The organism is Actinophytocola sp. (assembly GCF_036378875.1).
In the GTDB taxonomy this organism is placed as follows: domain Bacteria; phylum Actinomycetota; class Actinomycetes; order Mycobacteriales; family Pseudonocardiaceae; genus Actinophytocola.
On record NZ_DASUVO010000100.1, the window covers coordinates 18,120 to 36,699 of the forward strand.

Sequence of the window (18,580 nt, forward strand, 5' to 3'; positions counted from 1 at the left end):
TCCGCGGGCTCGATGGCGTCCTGGATATCGATGATTCGCTCCGCAGGCTCCGCTCATGAGAGAACCGGACGAGCTGGCGGACGGCATCGCGGTGGTGTCCGAGGCGAAGCGCGTCGCGGTCCTGTCCGGCGCCGGAGTCTCGACCGAGTCCGGGATCCCGGACTTCCGTGGCCCGAACGGCCTGTGGACGCGCGACCCGAGCGCGGAACGGATGTCGAGCTTCGAGGCCTACCGCGACGACCCGGAGGTGCGGCGCCGGTCGTGGCAGGCGCGGCTCGCGCACCCCGCCTGGTCGGCGGAACCGAACGACGCGCACCGGGCGCTGGTGTCGCTGGAACGCGCCGGCCGACTGGTGGCGCTGGTGACGCAGAACATCGACGGGCTGCACCAGCGGGCCGGCTCGGTGTCGGTGCTGGAACTGCACGGCACGATGCACGAGACGGAGTGCCTGTCGTGCGGTGACCGCAGGCCGATGCTGGAGGCTCTCGACCGGGTGGCCGCGGGTGAGGTGGACCCGCCGTGCCTGGTGTGCGGTGGCGTGATCAAGTCGGCCACCATCTCCTTCGGCCAGGCACTCGACATGAACGTGTTGATGGCGGCCAGGGATGCCGTGACGTCGTGCGACCTGATGCTCGCCGTCGGCAGCTCGCTGTCGGTGCAGCCGGCCGCCGGCCTGGTCGGACTCGCCGCCCGCGCCGGCGCGACCGTGGTGATCTGCAACGCCTCGGAGACCCCGTACGACGACCTGGCGGCCATCGTGCTGCGCGGCCCACTCGGCGAGGTGCTGCCGGCGCTGGTCAGCTGACCCGCACACCCGCGGCGCGCAGAGCCTCCTCGATCCGCAGGCGCTCGACCTCCCGGTCGAGCCCTTCGGCCACCGTGTCGAGCCGGTGCGGCACCTCGAGGGCGGTACACGCCTGCACCAGCAACGCGTCGTAGGCCTGCCGCGTGGCCACCCGCCGGACCGCCGGGGTGCCGGGCGGGAACTCGGCAAGCGTCCGGTGGACCCGCCGCAGGTCGGCGGCGAGCTGCTCGATGGGCGGCGTGGCCGGCTCCGGCCCACGGCGCCTCCTGCGGACGTAGGCCCCGACGGCGTCGACCGTCCCCGGCGTCCGCAACAGGAGCCAGAACAGCAGAGTGGGCGCGACCACCGCGGCCACGAACAGCAACAGGTTCCCGAAGGGCACCATGCCCAGGAATTCTACGGCTCGTTCGGCGTCCACGAGGCGAGCGCATCGGACACGAACGGAATTACCTCCGCCGCGGTGGCCTGCCACATCGTGGCCTGCGCTCGTGCATGGGCACGGTCACGAGCGAGGCCACGAACGCTTCGATCTCGTCGGTGAGCTGGGTCAAGCGCGCTCGCCCCACCACCGGGTCGCCGTTCCGAACGCCGCGATCGTCTCCTCGGCATGGCGCCACATCCTCCGCCGCGGCTCGGACATCGCCACGATCGCCGCCGAGGCACGATCCGCGGCGAGGAAGTCGAGGATCAGCCAGGGCTGGGCGATGGTCCACACTTCCTCGGTGTAGAGCTGGGCCATGTGGGAGGTCCTGGGGCTCACCGAGATGCCGTCGAGCAGGGCCCGCAGGTCGGTCATCGACGCTCACAGTTCCCCCGCCAGCTCTCGCGTCCGTACGGCGAGCAAATCCTCGCGCGCCGGCTCCGCGCACCTCTCCGCCGCCGCCGTCACGCGAACGAAGGCGGTGTGCACGACCGAGTTCAGCTGCTCGGTCGTCGGTCCGCTCCGAGGCTTCTCGCCGTGCGGCCCTTTCCGCCCGAACAGCCACGCCATCGCTTGCCCCCAGTCTTCGCGCCCTGCCCGCCAGGAACGTTACTCACCGCCGGGGGCTCGTCGGGTCGGATCTGTTGTCGAGCAACGAGGCCGGGCGAACGGCCGCGCCGCCGAACTTCGCACGGGCCTGGTCCGCGGCCTGGTCGGCGTCACGCCAGCCGCGTTCCGGGGCGTCCAGTAGCAGTTGCTGTCCCCCGGTGCCCTCCTCCAGTTGTTCCATGCGCACGCCGATGAGCCGGATCGCGCCCGGCGGGGTCTGCTCGTCCAGCAACCGGCACGCGGTCCGGTAGATCTCCTGCGTGACGTCCGTGCCGACCGGCAGCGTCCGCGAGCGGGTGATCGTCGTGAAGTCACCGAAGCGGACCTTGATCGACACCGTGCGGCCGCGCAGTTCCCTGCGGCGCAACGTCGCCGCCGTGCGTTCGGACAGGCGTAACAGCTCCTGTTTGAGCCCGTCGCGATCGGTCCGGTCGGTCTCGAACGTCTCCTCGGCGCCGACCGACTTGTCCACCGACTCCGGCTCCACCGCGCGGTTGTCGTGGCCGTTGGACAGCGAGTGCAGGTGCTCGGCGGCCGCCACGCCAATGGCCCGTCTGAGCCGGGCGAGCGGCATGGCGGCCACGTCCGCCACCCGGTTCAGCCCGATGGCCGACAGTCGCTCCGCCGTCTTCTTGCCAACGCCCCACAGCGCGGACACCGGCAGCGGGTGCAGGAACTCGAGGACGTCCGTCTTCGGCACCACCAGCATCCCGTTCGGCTTCGCCAGGCCGGACGCCAGCTTGGCAACGAACTTGGACGACCCGACGCCGACCGAACAGGTGATGCCCCACTCGTCCGCCACCCGTGCGCGGACCTGTTCGCCGATCTGACCCGGCGTCATCCGCAGCCGCCGCAGCGCACCGGCCACGTCGAGGAACGCCTCGTCCAGGCTGAGCGGCTCCACCAGCGGCGTGATCTCCCGGAAGATCGACATCACACCGGCGGACGCCTCGGTGTAGAGCGAGAACGTCGGCGGCAGGAACACCGCGTGCGGACACAGTCGGCGGGCGTGTGCGGTGGGCATGGCCGACCGGACCCCGAAGGTCCGCGCCAGGTAGTTGGCGGAGCTGACCACCCCTCGGCCGCCGGTGCCGCCCACGACGACCGGCTTGTCCGCCAGCTCCGGCCGCTCACGGATCTCCACGGACGCGTAGAACGCGTCCATGTCCACGTGCAGGACCGGACAGCCGGTGTCATCCGGCCACGTGCCGTCCTTCGCCTTGTAGCGGTCGACCAAACCGCGCGGCAGATCTCCGCTACGACCCATGGGAGGCAGCTAAGCAGAGGCCACCGACAAAGTCGCACCGCCGACCTTTCCGAGCGAAAGTCCCATTCGCTCGGGTCCGTTGCTGACAACCACCACCGCCTCCCCGCATCGTGGAGGCATGACACCAGCGAACCACCTCGTCAGCTACCCACGACCGGTTTCCGTGCCATCGCGTGCAGTCGGGCCGCGATGTCCCGCAGCGGTGGGGTCAGCGCCAACTTCACCTCCAGCGCGGCCAGCGCGTCATGTGCGGAGGGGTCCTGTTGCAGCACTGAACCGGGCACCAGGTCGCTCAACACGCCATGCCCCTGTACCAGCTCCACCGTCAGGCCGGCGTCGGTCAGCAGCGCCAGCAGGCCCTCGGTGTCGAACCGGCGCAGCAGCGTCTCGTCCGGGAGTCGGCCCGCCGGGTCCTCCGCGAGCCGGGCCGCCTCACCCAGCCGGCCGGCCAGCGCGCGATGCAGCAGCGCGGCGGTCCGGTTGGCGACCAACACGGACACCGCCCCTCCCGGTGCGGTGGTGTCGGCCATCGCCGCGATCGCGTTCTTCGGGTCGTCGACCACCTCGAGCAGGCCATGCGCGAGCACCAGGTCCGCCGTACCGGCCGGCATCACCTGACCGAGGGCGTCGCTGTCCGCCTGGACGGCCGTGATCCGGTCGCTGACCCCGGCATCGGTGGCACGGCGGGACAGTGTGGCGAGCGCGTTCGGGCTCGGGTCGACAACGGTCACCACGCAGCCGGCGGCTGCGAAAGGGACCGCGAGCACGCCACTACCCCCGCCGACGTCGAGCACTCTCGGCGGTTCGCCGTCACGGCGCAGGCGTGCGGCGGTCAGCTCCGCGTCGAGCGCGAGGCGAACTGCATCCGGTCGCATGAACCGGAAGCGTAGGCCCCGTAGGGTGCATAGCGTGCAAACGGTGGCGGTGCTCAGCCTCAAAGGTGGTGTCGGTAAGACGACCATCGTGCTCGGCCTTGCTTCGGCCGCGCAGCGTCGAGGTACACGCACCCTGGTGGTGGACCTCGATCCGCAGTGCAACGCGACGGCCACGCTCGACCCCGAGGACACCAAGGCGACGCTCGCGGAGGTCCTGGAGACGCCGCGGCCCTCGGTGCTGCGGGACGCGATCGCGCGCAGCGGTTGGGGCGAGGAAGTCGACGTGCTGGTCGGGTCCGAGGATCTCGAGCTGCTCAACGACCAGGACCCCGATCCTCGGCGGCTGGACAAGCTCAACAGAGCGCTCACCGAGGTCAAACACCTGGCGGAGGACGGCGAGCAGCCTTACAAGCTGGTGCTGCTCGACTGCCCGCCTTCGCTCGGTCGGCTGACCAAGTCGGCGTTGAGAGCGGCGCAGGGCGCGCTGCTGGTGACCGAACCGACCCTGTTCTCGGTGTCGGGCGCGCAGCGTGCGTTCGAGGCGGTGGAGCAGGCGGCCGAGGACCACAACCCGGAGCTGTCGCCGCTCGGTGTGGTGGTGAACCGCGTGCGGCCGCAGTCGTACGAGCACCAGTACCGCATCGCCGAGCTACGTGAGCACTTCGGCAGCCTGGTCATGCCGGTCGCGCTGCCGGACCGGCTGGCCGTGCAACAGGCGCAGGGCGCGTGCGTGCCGATCCACTCGTGGGGCACGCCGGGATCGAGAGAGGTGGCACTGGCGCTGAACCTGCTGCTGGCGCGCGTACTGCGCACGGCGGGTCGAGCTCGGCCACGCCCGGTCATCCGAACCGACGAGACAGAGGTCGACGAGGACGAGCGGGTAGTCCAGGACGGCTGAGATCACTCGATACAGATCAACGACCGACACGTGGTCGTGGTTGTCGGCGGGGTGGTGGTCGCCTGACGCGGTGTCGTGGTCGTCGTGGTGGTTGTCGTCGTCGCGGTCGTGGCGGTCGTTGTAGTCGTGGTTGTCGTCGTAGTCGTCGTCTTGGTGGTCTCGCTGACCGACGACGGCTGCGACGACGTGGGTCTCGCGGTGGTGGTCCGGGCGGGCTGCGAAACGGGCGGGATCGGCTCCAGGGCGCCCAACTCACCGGGATCGCCCTCGGGTCTGTCATCACCCAACGTGCCGAAGGCGAACAACGTGCAGACGACCGCACCCACGACGGCGCCAACGGCCAGCCGGCCGTGTCCGCTTTGCAGGGTGGACCCCATGTTGGTGTCCTTCGGGTAGGTCCAGCGGCCACTGGATAGTTGACCAAGGAATGTACATCACCCGAATGGGTGAGTCACGTTCGGATCACGAGTCGGTCCCGGCTTCTGCCGTGAGTGAAGCGCCGTAAATGACTTTGCCGACTTGGCCCAGCGCCCGTAGTGTCGGATGTACACGAGAAAGGAGGTGGTCCGAAGGTGTATTCACATAGGACTCGTGAGGTGGCTGTCCGCTAGGACCACCCGAACCGGACATGGTGTTACCGGCTGCGCTACACGGCTGACATCGGCTTTGTCGATGCCGTAGACGCGCAGTGTGGTCGGCGAATACCAGGCAGTCACCCAGCCCTCGGTGCTCTCAGGGACCTAGTCCGCCCCTGGGCCTGCGCAAGCAGGAGAAAGCCCGAGGGCTGCACTATTTCCAGGCCCAGGGCACCGAATTCTCAGCCCCACAAGCACCGCACGGCGACGGCACCTCACTTACCCAACTCAGCCAGCCTCCGCTGCACAAGCCGCCACGCCTGGCCCGAAGAACGCTCGGCACCCTTCACCGAACGGCCCGCCGCACCAACCCCAACCGCGGGCGAATTCTCAGCCCACAAGCACCGCACAGCGACGGCACCCCACTCACCCAACTCAGCCAGCCTCCGCTCCACCTGCTTGCACAAGCCGCCACGCCTGGCGATTCTTCACCGAACGACTCGCCGCACCCACCCGACGACGAACGTCCAACCCGACCGAAACCGAACTCCCAGCCCCACAAGCACCGCACGGCGATGGCGCCTCACTCACCCAACTCAGCCAGCTTCCGTTCCGCCTGCTGCACGAGTCGCCACGCCTGACTCGCACGGCGTTCAGCATCTTTCACCGAACGGCTCGCAGAGCCGACCCGACGACGGGCGTCCTTCTCCGCCGATTCCGCGGCGTCGAGTTCCTCGTAGACCTGTCGCACCCGTTCGGTGGCCTCGTCCGCGCCCTTCTGGGCCTGCGCCAGGATGCGTTCCTCCTCCTTGCGGTCCGCCTCGGCCTCCTTCACCGCGGCGCGTGCCTTCTCCAGGTCCTCCTGTGCGGCCGCTCGGCGGCGGTCCAGTTCGGCTTGTTCGCGGTCGGTCCGTTGCTTCTTCGGTGCCGGTTTCGCGGGTCGCTTCGCCGGGGCCATGTCTGTCGATGGCCACGCCGCGGCCGTCGCGGCCAGATCCTTCGCCGAGGTCAGTCGGCCGGCGAGCAGTACACGGGCCACGTCCGGATCGGCGATCGCGGTGGTGAAGATGTCCTCCAGCTCCCGCATCACCCCCTCGGTGAGCTGGCCGCCGAGCTCACCGGCCTGCCGGACCAGCGCGGCGACCAACTTCGTCCGCTGCTGTGACAGCGAGCGCAGCTCCCCGCCGTCCAGGTTGGCGTGTGCCTCCCGCAGGGCCTCGCCAAGTGTTGCCAAGCGGTCGAGGTCCGCGTCCGGGTCACGGGCCAGCTGGTTGGCCAGCCACGCGGACGTGGTCGGCTTGGCCAGCTTCTCGATCGCGGCCGCGAGCGTGGTGTCCCCCGCCGCTTTGGCTTCCTTCGCCAGTTCCTTGCGGCGTGGCGTGAAGTCCTCGCGGGTGCTGGCGTAGAGCTCGTCGGCGGCGGTGTCCAGGTCGGCAGGCACACCCCCATCCTGCCGCGCCGCCTGCGATGAAACGATGCTCGGGTGGTCTACCAGCGGATTGTGCGACCAGTGTTGTTCCGAATGGGTGGTGGGGACGCCGAGGTGGCGCACGAGCGCACCCTCAGGCTCACCACGCGGCTCGCCACCATGCCACCGCTCGTGGCCGGGCTGCGGCGGTACTTCGGCGGCAGCGGCCCGCGGACCGTGTTCGGTGTCCGGTTTCCCGGCCCCGTCGGGCTCGCGGCGGGCATGGACAAGGACGGGCGTGCGCTGCGGGCGTGGCCGGCGTTCGGGTTCGGGTTCGTCGAGGTCGGCACCGTCACCTGGCACGCACAGCCTGGCAACCCGAGACCGCGCCTGTTCCGGCTGCCGGCCAGCGAGGCTGTGATCAACCGCATGGGCTTCAACAACGGCGGCGCCGAGGCCCTGGCGGCGCGGCTGCGCGAGCTGGGGCCCCTGACGGTTCCGCTCGGCGTGAGCATCGGCAAGTCGAAGGTGACACCGGTCGAGGAAGCCGTCGAGGACTACCGGTCCTCGCTGCGGGTGCTCGAACCCCACGCGGACTACTTCGCGGTGAACGTCAGCTCCCCCAACACACCCGGGCTGCGCGGCCTGCAGGACAAGGCCGCGCTGGACACGCTGCTCGGTGCACTGTCGACAACGGTGCCGCTGCTGGTGAAGATCGCCCCGGACCTGACCGAACCAGCGATCGCCGACGTCCTCGAGGTCTGCACTGCCCACAACGTGGCCGGCCTGATCGCGACGAACACCACCCTGTCCCGCGACGGCATCGCCGCGGCCGACACCGCGACGGCCGAGCAGGCCGGTGGGTTGAGCGGCCGGCCCCTCACGGCCCGGGCACTGGACGTGGTGACGTTCGTGGCGAAGGAGACGGGCGGCAACCTGCCGATCATCGGAGTCGGCGGCATCCACACCGCGGACGACGCCCAACGCATGCTCGACGCGGGCGCCTCACTCGTGCAGCTCTACACGGGCTTCATCTACCGCGGACCAGGCCTGGTCCGGGCGATCAACCGCTCAACACAACCCCGCTGACCACGGACGGACGAGCGGCCGCAGGGGCTCAGTCGGGTCAGACGGTTCCCGCAACGCCATCACCAGACCAGCCAAACGATCAGTCGCATCGACCAACACCTGCTTCGGACCCACCAAAGAGGAGACCACCCCCGACCCGCCACAGCCACCCAACAGCGGCAGCCGATCAAGCCATCCACAACCGCTCACAAAACTGGCAAACTCCCTCGATCAACGATCCACGTTCCACGGCTGTCCCAGACAGGGCGTGTCAGCGCGGATCGGACAATTCCCGCAACGCCATCACCAGACCAGCCAAACGATCAGTCGCATCGACCAACACCTGCTTCGGACCCACCAAAGAGGAGACCACCCCCGACCCGCCACAGCCACCCAACAGCGGCAGCCGATCAAGCCATCCACAACTGCTCACAAAGCTGGCAAACACCCTCGACGGTCCACGTTCCACGGCTGTCCCAGACAACCGCAGGGGCCTGTCAGCGCGGATCGGACAATTCCCGCAACGCCATCGCCAGGCCAGCCAGATGGTCAGTCGCGTCGGCCAGTTCCTGCTTCGGACCCGCCGAGGAGCTGGCCGCCACCACCCGACCCGCCGCGGCCACCAAACCGCAGCAACCGATCAAGCCATCCACAACCGCCCACGAAACTGACAAACACCCTCGACGGTCCACGTTCCACGGCTGTCCCAGACAACCGCAGGGGCGCGTCAGCGCGGATCGGACAATTCCCGCAACGCCATCGCCAGGCCAGCCAAACGATCAGACGCATCAGCCAACACCTGCTTCGGACCCGCCGAAGAGGAGGCCACCACCCGACCCGCCACAGCCACCAGGCTGCGGTAGCCGATCAAGCCATCCACAACCGCCAACGAAGCTGGCAAACACCCTCGACGGTCCACGGCTGTCCCAGACAACCACAGAGGCGCGTCAGTGCGGGTCAGACAGCTCCCGCAACGCCATCGCCAGGCCGGCCAGGTGGTCAGTCGCGTCGGCCAGTTCCTGCTTCGGCCCTGCCGAAGAGCTGGCCGCCACCACCCGACCTGCCGCGGCCACCAGGCTGCGGTAGCCGTTCAGGCCTTCCTCCAACTGCTCACGAAGCTGGCGGACACCGTCGATCAAGGGTCCGCGTTCCATGGGCGGCGCGTGGTCGCGGGCCAGTTCCACGGCGGCCAGCTGCGCCGCGACCGCACGGAGGGCCTGTGCTGCCTCGGCGCCCGTCCGCTCCGCCTCCGCCACCGAGTCCAGTGGCACTGGGCCCTGCGTGCCGGACAGTTGCCGGACCAGTTGGGCCAGCGCGTCCTCCGCCTCCGCCAGCCGCTGCATCGGCTCGTGGGCCGCCGAGTCCTTCGGGGGCATCGGGGGGCGTGGGGGTGCGCTGACCGCCGCCGGCTTGTGCTGGCGGTCGAACTCGGCGCGGGCGCGCTTCAGCAGCACCATGCGCCGGGTCGAGCGGATTGACAGCGCGCCGGTCGCGGCCACGCCGGCCACCCCGCCGGCGATCATCGTCGGCTCCGGGCCCTCGCCGACCATGCCGGTGAAGGCCATCGCCACGTACACGACCAGGAACACGCACACGATCGCCCACGCCAGCGCCCACCGGGACGCCCACAGCTGCTTGCGCTCGAGCCGGCGGCGCTGCCGTTCGATGCGGACGCTCTCGTCACGGCTGCGCGCCAGGGCCTGCTGGCTGCGCGCCATCGCGTCCTGGACCTGCGCCATCACCGAGTTGCGCACGTCCGCGTTCAAGTACTTCCCGACCATCTGGGTCAGCTGATAGATGTCCCGACCACGCGGCGCCATCGGCAGCCTCCCCTAACCCTATGAATCGCGACCGGGGCTCAAGAGCCCTGCTGGTTCGCCTTCTGCTCCTGCGCGACCCGCTGTGCGATCTCGGCCTGGATGTTCTGCTGGGAGGACGCGCCGCCCGACGCACTGCCCGACGCGGCGCCGCTGATCTGCGGGGCACCACCGGACATGGACGCGCGGATCTGGTCGAGCCGCGATCGGCCTGCCATCTCCGTGGTCGACGCCTGGACCTCCATCATGCGGCCCTGCACCGAGTTCTGGGCGAGCTCCGCGGACCCGAGCGCGGTCGTGTACCGCTTCTCGATCTTGTCGCGGATCTCCTCCAGCGACGGCGTGTTGCCGGGCGCGGCCAGCTCGCTCATCTGGTTGAGCGACTTGGACACCTGCTCCTGCATCTTCGCCTGCTCGAGCTGGCTCAGCAGCTTCGTGCGCTCGGCCAGCTTGTTCTGCAGCATCATGGCGTTGCGCTCGACCGCGGTCTTGGCCTGCGTCGCCGCCTGCAGCGCCTGGTCGTGCAGCGTCTTGAGGTCCTCGATGTCCTGCTCGGCGGTGACCAGCTGGGTCGCGAACGACTCGGCGGCCTGCTCGTACTGGCGGGCCTTCTCCTCGTCACCCTTCGAGCGGGCCTCGTCGGCGAGGACCAGCGCCTGCCGAGCGGACGACTGCAGCTTCTCGACGTTGCCGAGCTGCCGGTTCAGCTTCATCTCCAGCTGCCGCTGGTTGCCGATCACGGCCGCGGCCTGCTGGGAGAGCGCCTGGTGCTGCCGCTGGGCCTCCTCGATGGCCTGCTGGATCTGCACCTTGGGGTCCGCATGCTCGTCGATCTTCGACGAGAAGGCCGCCATCAGGTACTTCCAAGCCTTCACGAACGGGTTGGCCATCTCCTCCGCCTGCCTTCTCCACGCTGTCGCTGTTCCCCGGTTGGCCATACCACCGGTAGCCGGTTGGTATGGCAACGCCCCGTCATCACTGTGGGTTCCATCGTGTCAGGTGCGCGGTGCATCTCACCACTGGACCCGGCAGAAATCAGGACCTATTCAGGGATGGCCCTGACCTGCCGGACCGATCTCGGGGTTGGTGAGTGGTCGCACCTCGACAAGACCATCCCGCAGGCCGTCGAGCCTACCTGTGGGCTCGACGGCGGCACCGGAACTCACGGTCAACGAAATGCCAAAAGAAGGCGCGTTCGGGTGAACGCGCCTTCCTCGAGCGTGAACTCAGGCCGCGAAGATCGCGGCTGCCTTCGCACCGAGCGAGGACTCCATGTGGTGGCTCAGCACCGGCTGGAGCCGCAGGTCGGCCAGGTTGTCCCCGACCACCGCGGGTACCAGGCGGCCGCCTTCGACAGCTCCGACAGACGCACGTGGGCCAGACTTCTCCCCCGCCCCCACATCGCTCCGCTCGACCTGCTCCGCGGTCTCCGGCAGCTCGACCGACTCGAGCGCCCCGATGTCGGTCGCGACGTTGTGCATCAGGACTGACAGCGGCAGGTCCAGCGCCTCGCAGATGGCCGCGAGCAGCTCGCTCGACGCCTCCTTGCGACCACGTTCGACCTCGGACAGGTATCCCAGGCTCACCCTGGCGGCTCGGGAGACCTCACGCAGCGTGCGTCGCTGGTTCGTGCGGGCGTGCCGGAGCCGATCACCGATCGCCTCGCGCAACAGCACGGTCATCGCTCGCCTCCCTTCAAGATCATCCGCCGGATCGGGTGGGTCCGGCATGGTGACCACGTTACCGAGACCTTGCGATCATCGGCAGCGACATCACGGTCCGTACGCCAAGGGCGAACGACCGAACACCGTCGGGTGTTCCCTCAAGTATGGCGAACCCGCTTGAGCCCGACACTAGTCTCGCTGGTCCGCGAGCGCTCTGAGCAGGTCCAACGCCGCCTTGACGGCACCGGAACGCACCTGGTGGCGGTTGCCGTCGACCCCGATCGTGCGTACTTCGGCACGTTCCGGTCCCGACACGCCGATGTGCACCACTCCTGGCTCGATCCCATCCTGTGGGTCGGGTCCGGCCACCCCGGTCAACCCGATCCCCCAGGTCGCCCCGCACACAGCCCGTGCGCCGTCCGCCAGTTGGGCGGCCACGTCCGGATGTACGGGACCGTGCTCGGCCAGCAGGTCGTCGTCGACTGCGGCCAGCTCGCGCTTGAGCTCGGTCGCGTACACGACGAGCCCGCCGCGGACCACGGCGGACGAGCCCGGCACGCTGGTCAGCAGCGCCGCGACCAGCCCACCCGTGAGGGACTCGGCGGTGGCCACCGTCTCGCCCCGCTCCTTCAACACGCCGATCAGCTCGGTTAGTCCCCTCGCGTCGACGCCGACGGTCTCGGCGAGGGGGTTCCTAACCACGGGCCGCCCGCAGCCGCAACGCGCGCACCACGTAGTCGACGCCGGTGACCATGGTCAGCGCGAGCGCGATGCCGATGCCCACCCACAGCAGCGGGTCGAACGCGGCAGGCAGCGGCAGCAGGTACAGACCGATCGCGATGATCTGCGCGAACGTCTTGACCTTGCCGCCATAGCTCGCGGCGATCACTCCGTAGCGGATCACCCAGAAGCGCAGCAGTGTCACCGCGACCTCGCGGCCCGCGATGGAGAGCGTCACCCACCACGGCAGCTCGCCGAGTATCGAGAGCCCGAACAGCGCGGCGCCGGTCAGCGCCTTGTCGGCGATGGGGTCGACGACCTTGCCGAAGTCGGTGATCAGCCCGTACTTGCGGGCCAGGTGACCGTCGACGAAGTCGGTGATCGACCCGACGACGAACACGACGAACGCCACCATGCGCCAGCCCAGGGAGTGACCGCCGCCGGCGAACAGGGTCACCAGGAACACCGGCACCAGCACCAGCCGGGTGACGGTGAGGATGTTCGCGATGTTGACCAGCGGAACCCGGGCGACAGCCGCGCCCAACGCCTCCGACGGCGTCGAGCCGTCGGCAGGCTGCGCACTCATCGGAGCACCTCTAGCGGCCGGACCATCAGATCCACACCTTCTGACCCGACGACCTTGCCGACGACGAAGTCACCCACCGACGCGTCCTCGGCGTCCAGCAGCAGGCATTCGCCGTCCACCTCGGGACCCTGGTGCGCGGCGCGGCCGGCGACGCCGTCCTCGTCGTTCCGCTCGACCAGGACCCGCACCTCGTCGCCGATCCGGTCCTCGGCACGCTGCGCGGTGAGCTGTTCGACCAGGTCCGACACGCGGGCGACCCGGGCGCCGACCTCGTCGGGATCGAGCTTGTCGCGCAGTGTCTCGGCCTCGGTGCCGTCCTCGTCGGAGTAACCGAACACGCCAACCACGTCCATCCGTGCCTCGGTGAGGAAGTGCTCCAGCTCGGCGAGCTCCTCCTCGGTCTCGCCCGGGAAGCCGACGATCACGTTGCTGCGGATGCCGGCGGCGGGGGCGAGCGCGCGGATCTGGTCGATCAGCGCGAGAAACGACTCGGTGCCGCCGAAGCGGCGCATCCTGCGCAGCACGGTCGAGCTGGCGTGCTGGAAGGACATGTCGAAGTAGTCGGCGACGCCGTCGCTGCCCGCGATGGCCGCGAGCAACTGCGGCCGGGTCTCCGCGGGCTGCAGGTAGGACACCCGCACCCGTGCGACACCCGGGATCGCCGCCAGCTTCGGCAGCAGATGGGCAAGCGCGTCAGGGCCGCCGTGCTCGCGGCCGAGATCCTTGCCGTAGGAGGTGGAGTTCTCGCTGACCAGGAACAGCTCGCGGACACCCTGCTCGGCGAGCCAGACACCCTCGGCGAGGATCTCGTCCGGCGTCCGGGACACGAACGCGCCGCGGAAGGACGGGATCGCGCAGAACGAGCACCGCCGGTCACAGCCGGAGGCGATCTTCAACGACGCGAACGGCGCGTCGTCGAGCCGCTTGCGCAGCACCCGGGGGCCCCAGCCGTGGCCGGGGACGGACAGGTCGGTCGGCTTGCGCTCCACCGGCGTGATCGGCAGCAGCGTGCGCCGGTCCACCGGCTGGTGCGCCGCGATGGCCCGCCCCGCGACCACGTCGTCGAGCCGCTCCCCCAGGTTCGGGTAGTGGTCGAAGCCCAGCACGGCTGCGGCCTCGGGCAGGCTCTCGGCCAGCTCGGCGCCGTAGCGTTCGGCCATGCAACCGACGGCGACCACCTTCGCGCCGGTCTCGGTGGCGTCGAGGAGCACGTCGACGGAGTCCTTCTTGGCCGACTCGACGAACCCGCAGGTGTTCACCACGACCACGTCGGCGCCCTCGGCGTCGTCGGTGACCTCCCAGCCGCCAGCGGCGAGGCGACCCGCGAGCTCCTCGGAGTCGACCTCGTTGCGGGCGCAGCCCAGAGTGAGCAGGGCGGCACGGCGCGACGGCGGTGGTGTTGGCACGGGTTCAGCCTAACTGTCCGTGTACCGGGGTCGATGTGTGCCGCGTGAGTCCGACGTGGCAGGTTGGCTCCGTGAGCGGAGCTTGCGGAGCGAACCATCGGCACCACGCCGACGAACGGCGTGACCGAGCCTGCGAGGGGACGGCGTGCGCGGCGTGATTGAACCGGTGGTTGTCCGAAGAGCACGGGTCAGTGACGTGCGGGGGATCAAGGCCATCATCGACACGTTCGTCGGCAAGGTGCTGCTGGCCAAGGAACTCGTGACCCTGTACGAGGACGTGCAGGAGTTCTGGGTGGCCGAGGTCGACGGCGAGCTGGTCGGCTGCGGAGGGCTGCACGTGCTGTGGGAGGACATCGCGGAGATCCGGTCCATCGCGGTGCTGCCGAGGGCGGCCCGGCTCGGCATCGGCGGCCTCCTGGTGGAGCGGCTGCTGGCCACGGCGCGGGCGCTGGGACTGCAACGCGTGTTCGTGCTGACCTTCGAGACCGCGTTCTTCGGCAAGTTCGGGTTCGTCGAGATCGACGGCACCCCGGTGGCACCCGAGGTGTACGAGCAGATGCGCCGCTCCGCGGACGAGGGTGTCGCCGAGTTCCTGGACCTGCCGTACGTCAAGCCGAACACGTTGGGCAACGCACGGATGCTACTGGAGTTACCCCCGATAGATACCCAGATGTAAGCCTCTCGGGGGTTTGCGGTTCGGGTGACACGAGGCGTAATGGAGCGGACACCTTCCACCGCCGTGAGGGAGATCTCCGTGGCCACGTCAACCCTGCGCCGTGCCGCCAGAGCCACCATCACCAGCCTCGCCGTCGCCGGTACCGTGCTCGCGGGCACCACGACCGCGTCCGCCGCGCTCGACGCCGGCAAGTTGCGCCAGGTGACCGACCAGTACGTCTTCTCCACCGGGCTGAACCCGTTCCAGACCATCCGGACGCAGCGGCCATACGCCGACCAGCTCAACTGGACCTCGGACGGCTGCTCGAACTCGCCGGACAACCCGTTCGGCTTCAACTTCGTGAAGGCCTGCTACCGGCACGACTTCAGCTACCGCAACTACAAGAAGCAGAGCCGGTTCACCGAGACGACGCGGCTGTCCCTCGACAAGAAGTTCAGGTCCGACATGTACGAGGTCTGCGGCAGCAACTGGGCGTGCAAACGGGTCGCCGACGTCTACTACGCGGCCGTCCGCGAGTTCGGCGACAACGCGGTCAGCACCGCGCAGGCGGTCGACAGGGCCATCGCGGCGATCACGTGAGTGGCCGGGTGGGGCCGCTGGGAGGCCCCACCCAGGTTCACGTCGTCGCCCCCTCGCCACGACACCGCGACGGTAACGGCCCGACCGGCCCCGCGGAAACCGCGGCGAGGGAAGCTGCGTGAAAGTTGCGGCTCGCCCGGACGATGGTTCGTCCGGGCGAGCGAGGTTCAGCAGTTGCCCGTGACCGACCGGCCGGCGAGGCGGTCCGCCACCCAGCCGGTGACGCTCGGGCTCATGAGCGCGGCCGTCGCGAAGTGGCCACCGGTGTTGGTGCGCCAGAAGGTCACGTTCCCGCCGCCCGCGCACCACGCCGCTCGCAGGTTCACGCTCACCTGCACGGGCAGGATCTCGTCGCCGTTGGAGTGGTAGAGCAGCACAGGTGTCCTGGGCGTCGCCCCGCCGAGCTTCTGGGCGTCCACCTTGGCACTCCACTCGGGACGGTTGAGCAGATCCTCCGTCAGGTAGTCGGACAGCGTGTGGCCCGCGTACTTGTCCGACTGCAGCTCGTCGACGCAATCGTCGGCGAGGTCGGCCACCGCGGCGCGCCCGGTGTCGTTGAGGTACGGCGTCATGTCGAGCTCCGGGTAGGTCATGTCGACGCCGTAGCCCGCGGCGAACACCAGTCCGGCGTTGTCCCCGCCGTCGTTGTGCTCGGCGACGATCTTCAGGTCCGCCGGCGGCGCGCCGACCGCGTAGGCGGCGATGTTCAGCTCCGGCGCGTAGGTCGGCGCGAGCTGCGCGGCCCACCCGGCGCCGTGCCCACCCTGGGAGTAGCCGACGATCGCGACCTTCGTGCCGGCGGACAGCCCGGTGCCCGGCAGTCGCAGCGCGGCCCGCACGACGTCGAGCGTGACGTTGCCCTCGGAGCGACCAGCCATGTAGGTGTGCGGCCCAGGCGTGCCGATGCCCTCGTAGTCGGTCACGGCGACCGCGATCCCCCGGGTCGCGTACTGGTGGATCAGCAGCCCTTCGGTCTCGTCACCGGCCTCGAGATGCCGCGACGGCGCGCACTGGTCGCCGAGGCCGTGCGTGCCGGGCGCGTACCCGACGATCGGCGTGCTGGCGGTGGCGCCCTTCGGCACGATGACGGTGCCACTGACGGTGATCGGCGCCCCCGTGGTGGACGTCGACCGGTAGGTGATGGACCAGACGTTGGCGTAGAAGAAGCCCGGCGCACTGATGGCCCGGGCGGTGATGACGTCACCGGCCGCCCGTGTCTGCGCCGCGGCAGCCGGCACCGTAAGCCCGACAAGGGCCAACAACGCACTGGAGAACAGGACCAACACACGGCGAACGGACATAATCGCTCCTTTGCGATCGGCAGGGATTCCGGTTCGCGGCCTTTGCTACTCGAAGGTAGCTACTCCACAGTAGGCAATCCGCACCTGCCGGCATAGGTCCGTTCGGCCGTCAGTCCTCTTGGAACTCCGTGGTCAGATCACCTGCCGCACCAACGCCCACACGCCGGTCGACGGATTGCGACTGTGCTCGGTCCCCACGTCGTCGCACCTACCCCTGGCCCGCTGGACCGCGTCATCGACGCCCGGCGCGAAGTCCGCGAAGCGGAGGCTGCTCTTGTGGTATCGCGGTACGTGCCTGATCAGCCGAGGCTCGACATCGTCGTAGCAGGTCAGGGGTGCCGTGCACAGTTCGAAGTGCAACAGAAGCCAGTACTCGAAGCAGGGGTTGGAGATCGCCAGGCTGACGCGCTTCTGGGCGGCTGCCACCAGCGCCTTGGGCACGTCGAACTCGTCCACGTCGATGACACACCAGACCTCGTCGCAGCCCATCATGTCCCGCTTCTGAGCAGCGAAGCGAACCAGCGAAACAGGATCGACACCCTTGGCCTCCACGACCACCTTGACCGCGGGATTTCGTCGCTCCTTCTTCAAACCGCGGAAGTATTCCGGCTCGGTCGCCTTGGCGCCACAGACAACGAGGATCTGGCTCCGCTCCTCGCGTACCGGCGCTCGGCGGGTACGCCGGTTCTCTCGTCTGGTCATCGATCCCGCACGGCATTCACGAAATCCTGGTGGTCGAGCACTGGGACCGCCCCATAGCTGCCGCCCAAATACCTGCGCTCAAGGTTCTGATCCCGCCTAGGCTTGAAGTCGGTCAGCGGATAAAGCTCCGTGGCGCCATTGCTGTTCTTCTGCACAAACCAGATCTGGTCGCGATTGAGTACATTGTCACCGATCATCGTACCCAGCAGACTCGTGTCGTGAGTGGTGAAGATGAGCTGGGCGTTCTTGCTGTTCGTCTCCGGATCCCGAAAGAGCCCAACCAACTGAGCCGTAAGCAGGGGGTGCAGACTCGTGTCGATCTCGTCGACCGCCACCACCGCTCCTTCGTCGAGCGCTTCCAGTACGACTGGCAGCAACGCCAACCAGGAGAGCGTCCCGTCCGACTCGTCGCCGATTCCGAACAGTTCGCCTTCCACACCGTGTTCGAAGCGCAGTTCGACCCCGGCCCTGTCGACATAACGCGAATCGACCGTCTCTTCGACGCGGACTCCGGTGATGCCGACATCGGCTGCTGACAGCAGAGAAACTAGGCGATCATAGTTCCCGGGACTATCATCAAGGAAACGCTGGACTCTTGTAGCCAAGAACCGCGGCCGCCGAGCACTTCTTATACGCAAGCCAGTCCGGAACCATCTATAGATCGGAAGCAGCGGATTCAAATTAAGTCTAGCGGCCGCACTCAAGAACAAAGAGTTCGACCTCGTGAGCTCTTCCAACATTTCCAGCTTCGGCTTGAATTCACCAAGGGTACTTCCGAAGCTAATTTCGTCATGCCGCCGACTGAACAATGTCCTTCGTCGTTTTTCCGGATAGGAGTACAACCATTCCTCGAGCACTTCATTGTCATCAACACTGAACCCGTACATATACGGCACACCGTCGACGACGACTTCAACCACGAAGACGGACGGCTCAGTTCTGTTCGCCACATTCAGACGGAATGGTTTTCGGGGGATTTTCTCATCGGCTTCCCAACTGGCGAACGAAAGCCGCACCGCTTCCTGCATGAACGCGAGGCCACCGATCACGTTCGACTTGCCGGAGGCGTTGGCGCCGTAGATGGCGGTCACCGGCACCACAGGGTTCTCGGACTGGCGCGAGGGCATCAGCAGAAGCTCCTGCTCCTCCGCGATCGAGCGGTGGTTGGCCAGGCGGAAGCTGCGCAGCACGCTGACCCCCTTC

Annotated in this window: 22 protein-coding genes and 1 pseudogene; 6 read left to right on the forward strand and 17 right to left on the reverse strand. The window is 68.6% G+C overall.

Features of this window, described 5'->3' with window-relative positions:
* The first annotated feature begins 55 nt into the window (after positions 1–55).
* The gene (locus tag VF106_RS28270; RefSeq protein WP_330842901.1) at positions 56–805 is read left to right on the forward strand and encodes an SIR2 family NAD-dependent protein deacylase; all 750 of its coding nucleotides are present in this window, start codon (positions 56–58) and stop codon (positions 803–805) included.
* Here the strand turns inward: VF106_RS28270 and VF106_RS28275 are convergent.
* The 5 genes from VF106_RS28275 to VF106_RS28295 all read right to left on the reverse strand — a co-directional run bounded on the left by VF106_RS28275 (position 798) and on the right by VF106_RS28295 (position 3,977).
* Positions 798–1,190, reverse strand: a complete 393-nt coding sequence (locus VF106_RS28275; RefSeq protein WP_330842902.1) for a hypothetical protein — start codon at positions 1,188–1,190, stop codon at positions 798–800. The two genes, VF106_RS28270 and VF106_RS28275, sit on opposite strands and share 8 nt — an antisense overlap.
* Before the next feature lie 162 nt (positions 1,191–1,352).
* Complete coding sequence (locus VF106_RS28280; RefSeq protein WP_330842903.1) at positions 1,353–1,601, reverse strand: hypothetical protein; 249 nt, start codon at positions 1,599–1,601, stop codon at positions 1,353–1,355.
* 6 nt (positions 1,602–1,607) lie between these two features.
* Entirely contained in the window at positions 1,608–1,796 is a 189-nt protein-coding gene (locus tag VF106_RS28285) for a hypothetical protein (protein ID WP_330842904.1), read from the reverse strand.
* 43 nt (positions 1,797–1,839) lie between these two features.
* Entirely contained in the window at positions 1,840–3,102 is a 1,263-nt protein-coding gene (locus tag VF106_RS28290; protein ID WP_330842905.1) for a DNA polymerase IV, read from the reverse strand.
* A 140-nt stretch (positions 3,103–3,242) separates the two neighbouring features.
* Positions 3,243–3,977, reverse strand: coding sequence for a methyltransferase domain-containing protein (locus VF106_RS28295; protein WP_330842906.1), 735 nt, complete (start codon positions 3,975–3,977; stop codon positions 3,243–3,245).
* Between the two features lie 34 nt (positions 3,978–4,011).
* On the opposite strand from VF106_RS28295, the gene VF106_RS28300 reads away from it, so the two are divergent.
* The gene (locus VF106_RS28300; RefSeq protein ID WP_330842907.1) at positions 4,012–4,875 is read left to right on the forward strand and encodes a ParA family protein; all 864 of its coding nucleotides are present in this window, start codon (positions 4,012–4,014) and stop codon (positions 4,873–4,875) included.
* A gap of 75 nt (positions 4,876–4,950) precedes the next feature.
* Positions 4,951–5,271, forward strand: a complete 321-nt coding sequence (locus VF106_RS28305; RefSeq protein ID WP_330842908.1) for a hypothetical protein — start codon at positions 4,951–4,953, stop codon at positions 5,269–5,271.
* 762 nt (positions 5,272–6,033) lie between these two features.
* Here VF106_RS28305 and VF106_RS28310 read toward each other — a convergent pair.
* Positions 6,034–6,891 carry a hypothetical protein gene (locus VF106_RS28310; protein ID WP_330842909.1) on the reverse strand — a complete coding sequence of 286 codons (858 nt, stop codon included), beginning with the start codon at positions 6,889–6,891 and terminating at the stop codon, positions 6,034–6,036.
* Positions 6,892–6,933: 42 nt separating this feature from the next.
* Here VF106_RS28310 and VF106_RS28315 point away from each other — a divergent pair, with 42 nt between their 5' ends.
* Positions 6,934–7,947, forward strand: a complete 1,014-nt coding sequence (locus tag VF106_RS28315; protein ID WP_330842910.1) for a quinone-dependent dihydroorotate dehydrogenase — start codon at positions 6,934–6,936, stop codon at positions 7,945–7,947.
* Between the two features lie 476 nt (positions 7,948–8,423).
* Here VF106_RS28315 and VF106_RS28320 read toward each other — a convergent pair.
* From VF106_RS28320 to rimO, 8 genes and pseudogenes are all read right to left on the reverse strand, one after another.
* Positions 8,424–8,576 (reverse strand): annotated as a pseudogene (locus VF106_RS28320) (phage shock envelope stress response protein PspM); the annotation flags it as partial.
* A gap of 77 nt (positions 8,577–8,653) precedes the next feature.
* Positions 8,654–8,806 (reverse strand): hypothetical protein, encoded by a 153-nt coding sequence (locus VF106_RS28325; protein ID WP_330843054.1) that lies wholly within the window; start codon positions 8,804–8,806, stop codon positions 8,654–8,656.
* 67 nt (positions 8,807–8,873) lie between these two features.
* The gene (gene pspM, locus VF106_RS28330) at positions 8,874–9,746 is read right to left on the reverse strand and encodes a phage shock envelope stress response protein PspM (protein WP_330842911.1); all 873 of its coding nucleotides are present in this window, start codon (positions 9,744–9,746) and stop codon (positions 8,874–8,876) included.
* 38 nt (positions 9,747–9,784) lie between these two features.
* The gene (locus VF106_RS28335) at positions 9,785–10,633 is read right to left on the reverse strand and encodes a PspA/IM30 family protein (protein WP_330842912.1); all 849 of its coding nucleotides are present in this window, start codon (positions 10,631–10,633) and stop codon (positions 9,785–9,787) included.
* 336 nt (positions 10,634–10,969) lie between these two features.
* Positions 10,970–11,425, reverse strand: coding sequence for a helix-turn-helix domain-containing protein (locus VF106_RS28340; RefSeq protein ID WP_330842913.1), 456 nt, complete (start codon positions 11,423–11,425; stop codon positions 10,970–10,972).
* A gap of 171 nt (positions 11,426–11,596) precedes the next feature.
* Complete coding sequence (locus tag VF106_RS28345) at positions 11,597–12,052, reverse strand: CinA family protein (protein WP_330843042.1); 456 nt, start codon at positions 12,050–12,052, stop codon at positions 11,597–11,599.
* Between the two features lie 49 nt (positions 12,053–12,101).
* Entirely contained in the window at positions 12,102–12,713 is a 612-nt protein-coding gene (gene pgsA, locus VF106_RS28350) for a CDP-diacylglycerol--glycerol-3-phosphate 3-phosphatidyltransferase (protein WP_330842914.1), read from the reverse strand.
* Positions 12,710–14,119, reverse strand: a complete 1,410-nt coding sequence (gene rimO / locus VF106_RS28355; protein WP_330842915.1) for a 30S ribosomal protein S12 methylthiotransferase RimO — start codon at positions 14,117–14,119, stop codon at positions 12,710–12,712. Before rimO ends, pgsA begins: the two co-directional genes overlap by 4 nt.
* Before the next feature lie 166 nt (positions 14,120–14,285).
* Between rimO and VF106_RS28360 the strand changes: the two genes are divergently transcribed.
* Complete coding sequence (locus tag VF106_RS28360) at positions 14,286–14,795, forward strand: amino-acid N-acetyltransferase (protein ID WP_414639076.1); 510 nt, start codon at positions 14,286–14,288, stop codon at positions 14,793–14,795.
* A gap of 78 nt (positions 14,796–14,873) precedes the next feature.
* The gene (locus VF106_RS28365; RefSeq protein WP_330842916.1) at positions 14,874–15,374 is read left to right on the forward strand and encodes a phospholipase; all 501 of its coding nucleotides are present in this window, start codon (positions 14,874–14,876) and stop codon (positions 15,372–15,374) included.
* A gap of 167 nt (positions 15,375–15,541) precedes the next feature.
* Here VF106_RS28365 and VF106_RS28370 read toward each other — a convergent pair whose 3' ends face one another.
* The 3 genes from VF106_RS28370 to VF106_RS28380 form a co-directional block, all read right to left on the reverse strand.
* Positions 15,542–16,675, reverse strand: coding sequence for a lipase family protein (locus VF106_RS28370; protein WP_330842917.1), 1,134 nt, complete (start codon positions 16,673–16,675; stop codon positions 15,542–15,544).
* A 132-nt stretch (positions 16,676–16,807) separates the two neighbouring features.
* Complete coding sequence (locus VF106_RS28375) at positions 16,808–17,377, reverse strand: RloB family protein (RefSeq protein ID WP_330842918.1); 570 nt, start codon at positions 17,375–17,377, stop codon at positions 16,808–16,810.
* Complete coding sequence (locus tag VF106_RS28380) at positions 17,374–18,567, reverse strand: AAA family ATPase (protein ID WP_330842919.1); 1,194 nt, start codon at positions 18,565–18,567, stop codon at positions 17,374–17,376. The genes VF106_RS28375 and VF106_RS28380 overlap by 4 nt, the downstream gene beginning before the upstream one ends.
* Positions 18,568–18,580: the final 13 nt, after the last annotated feature.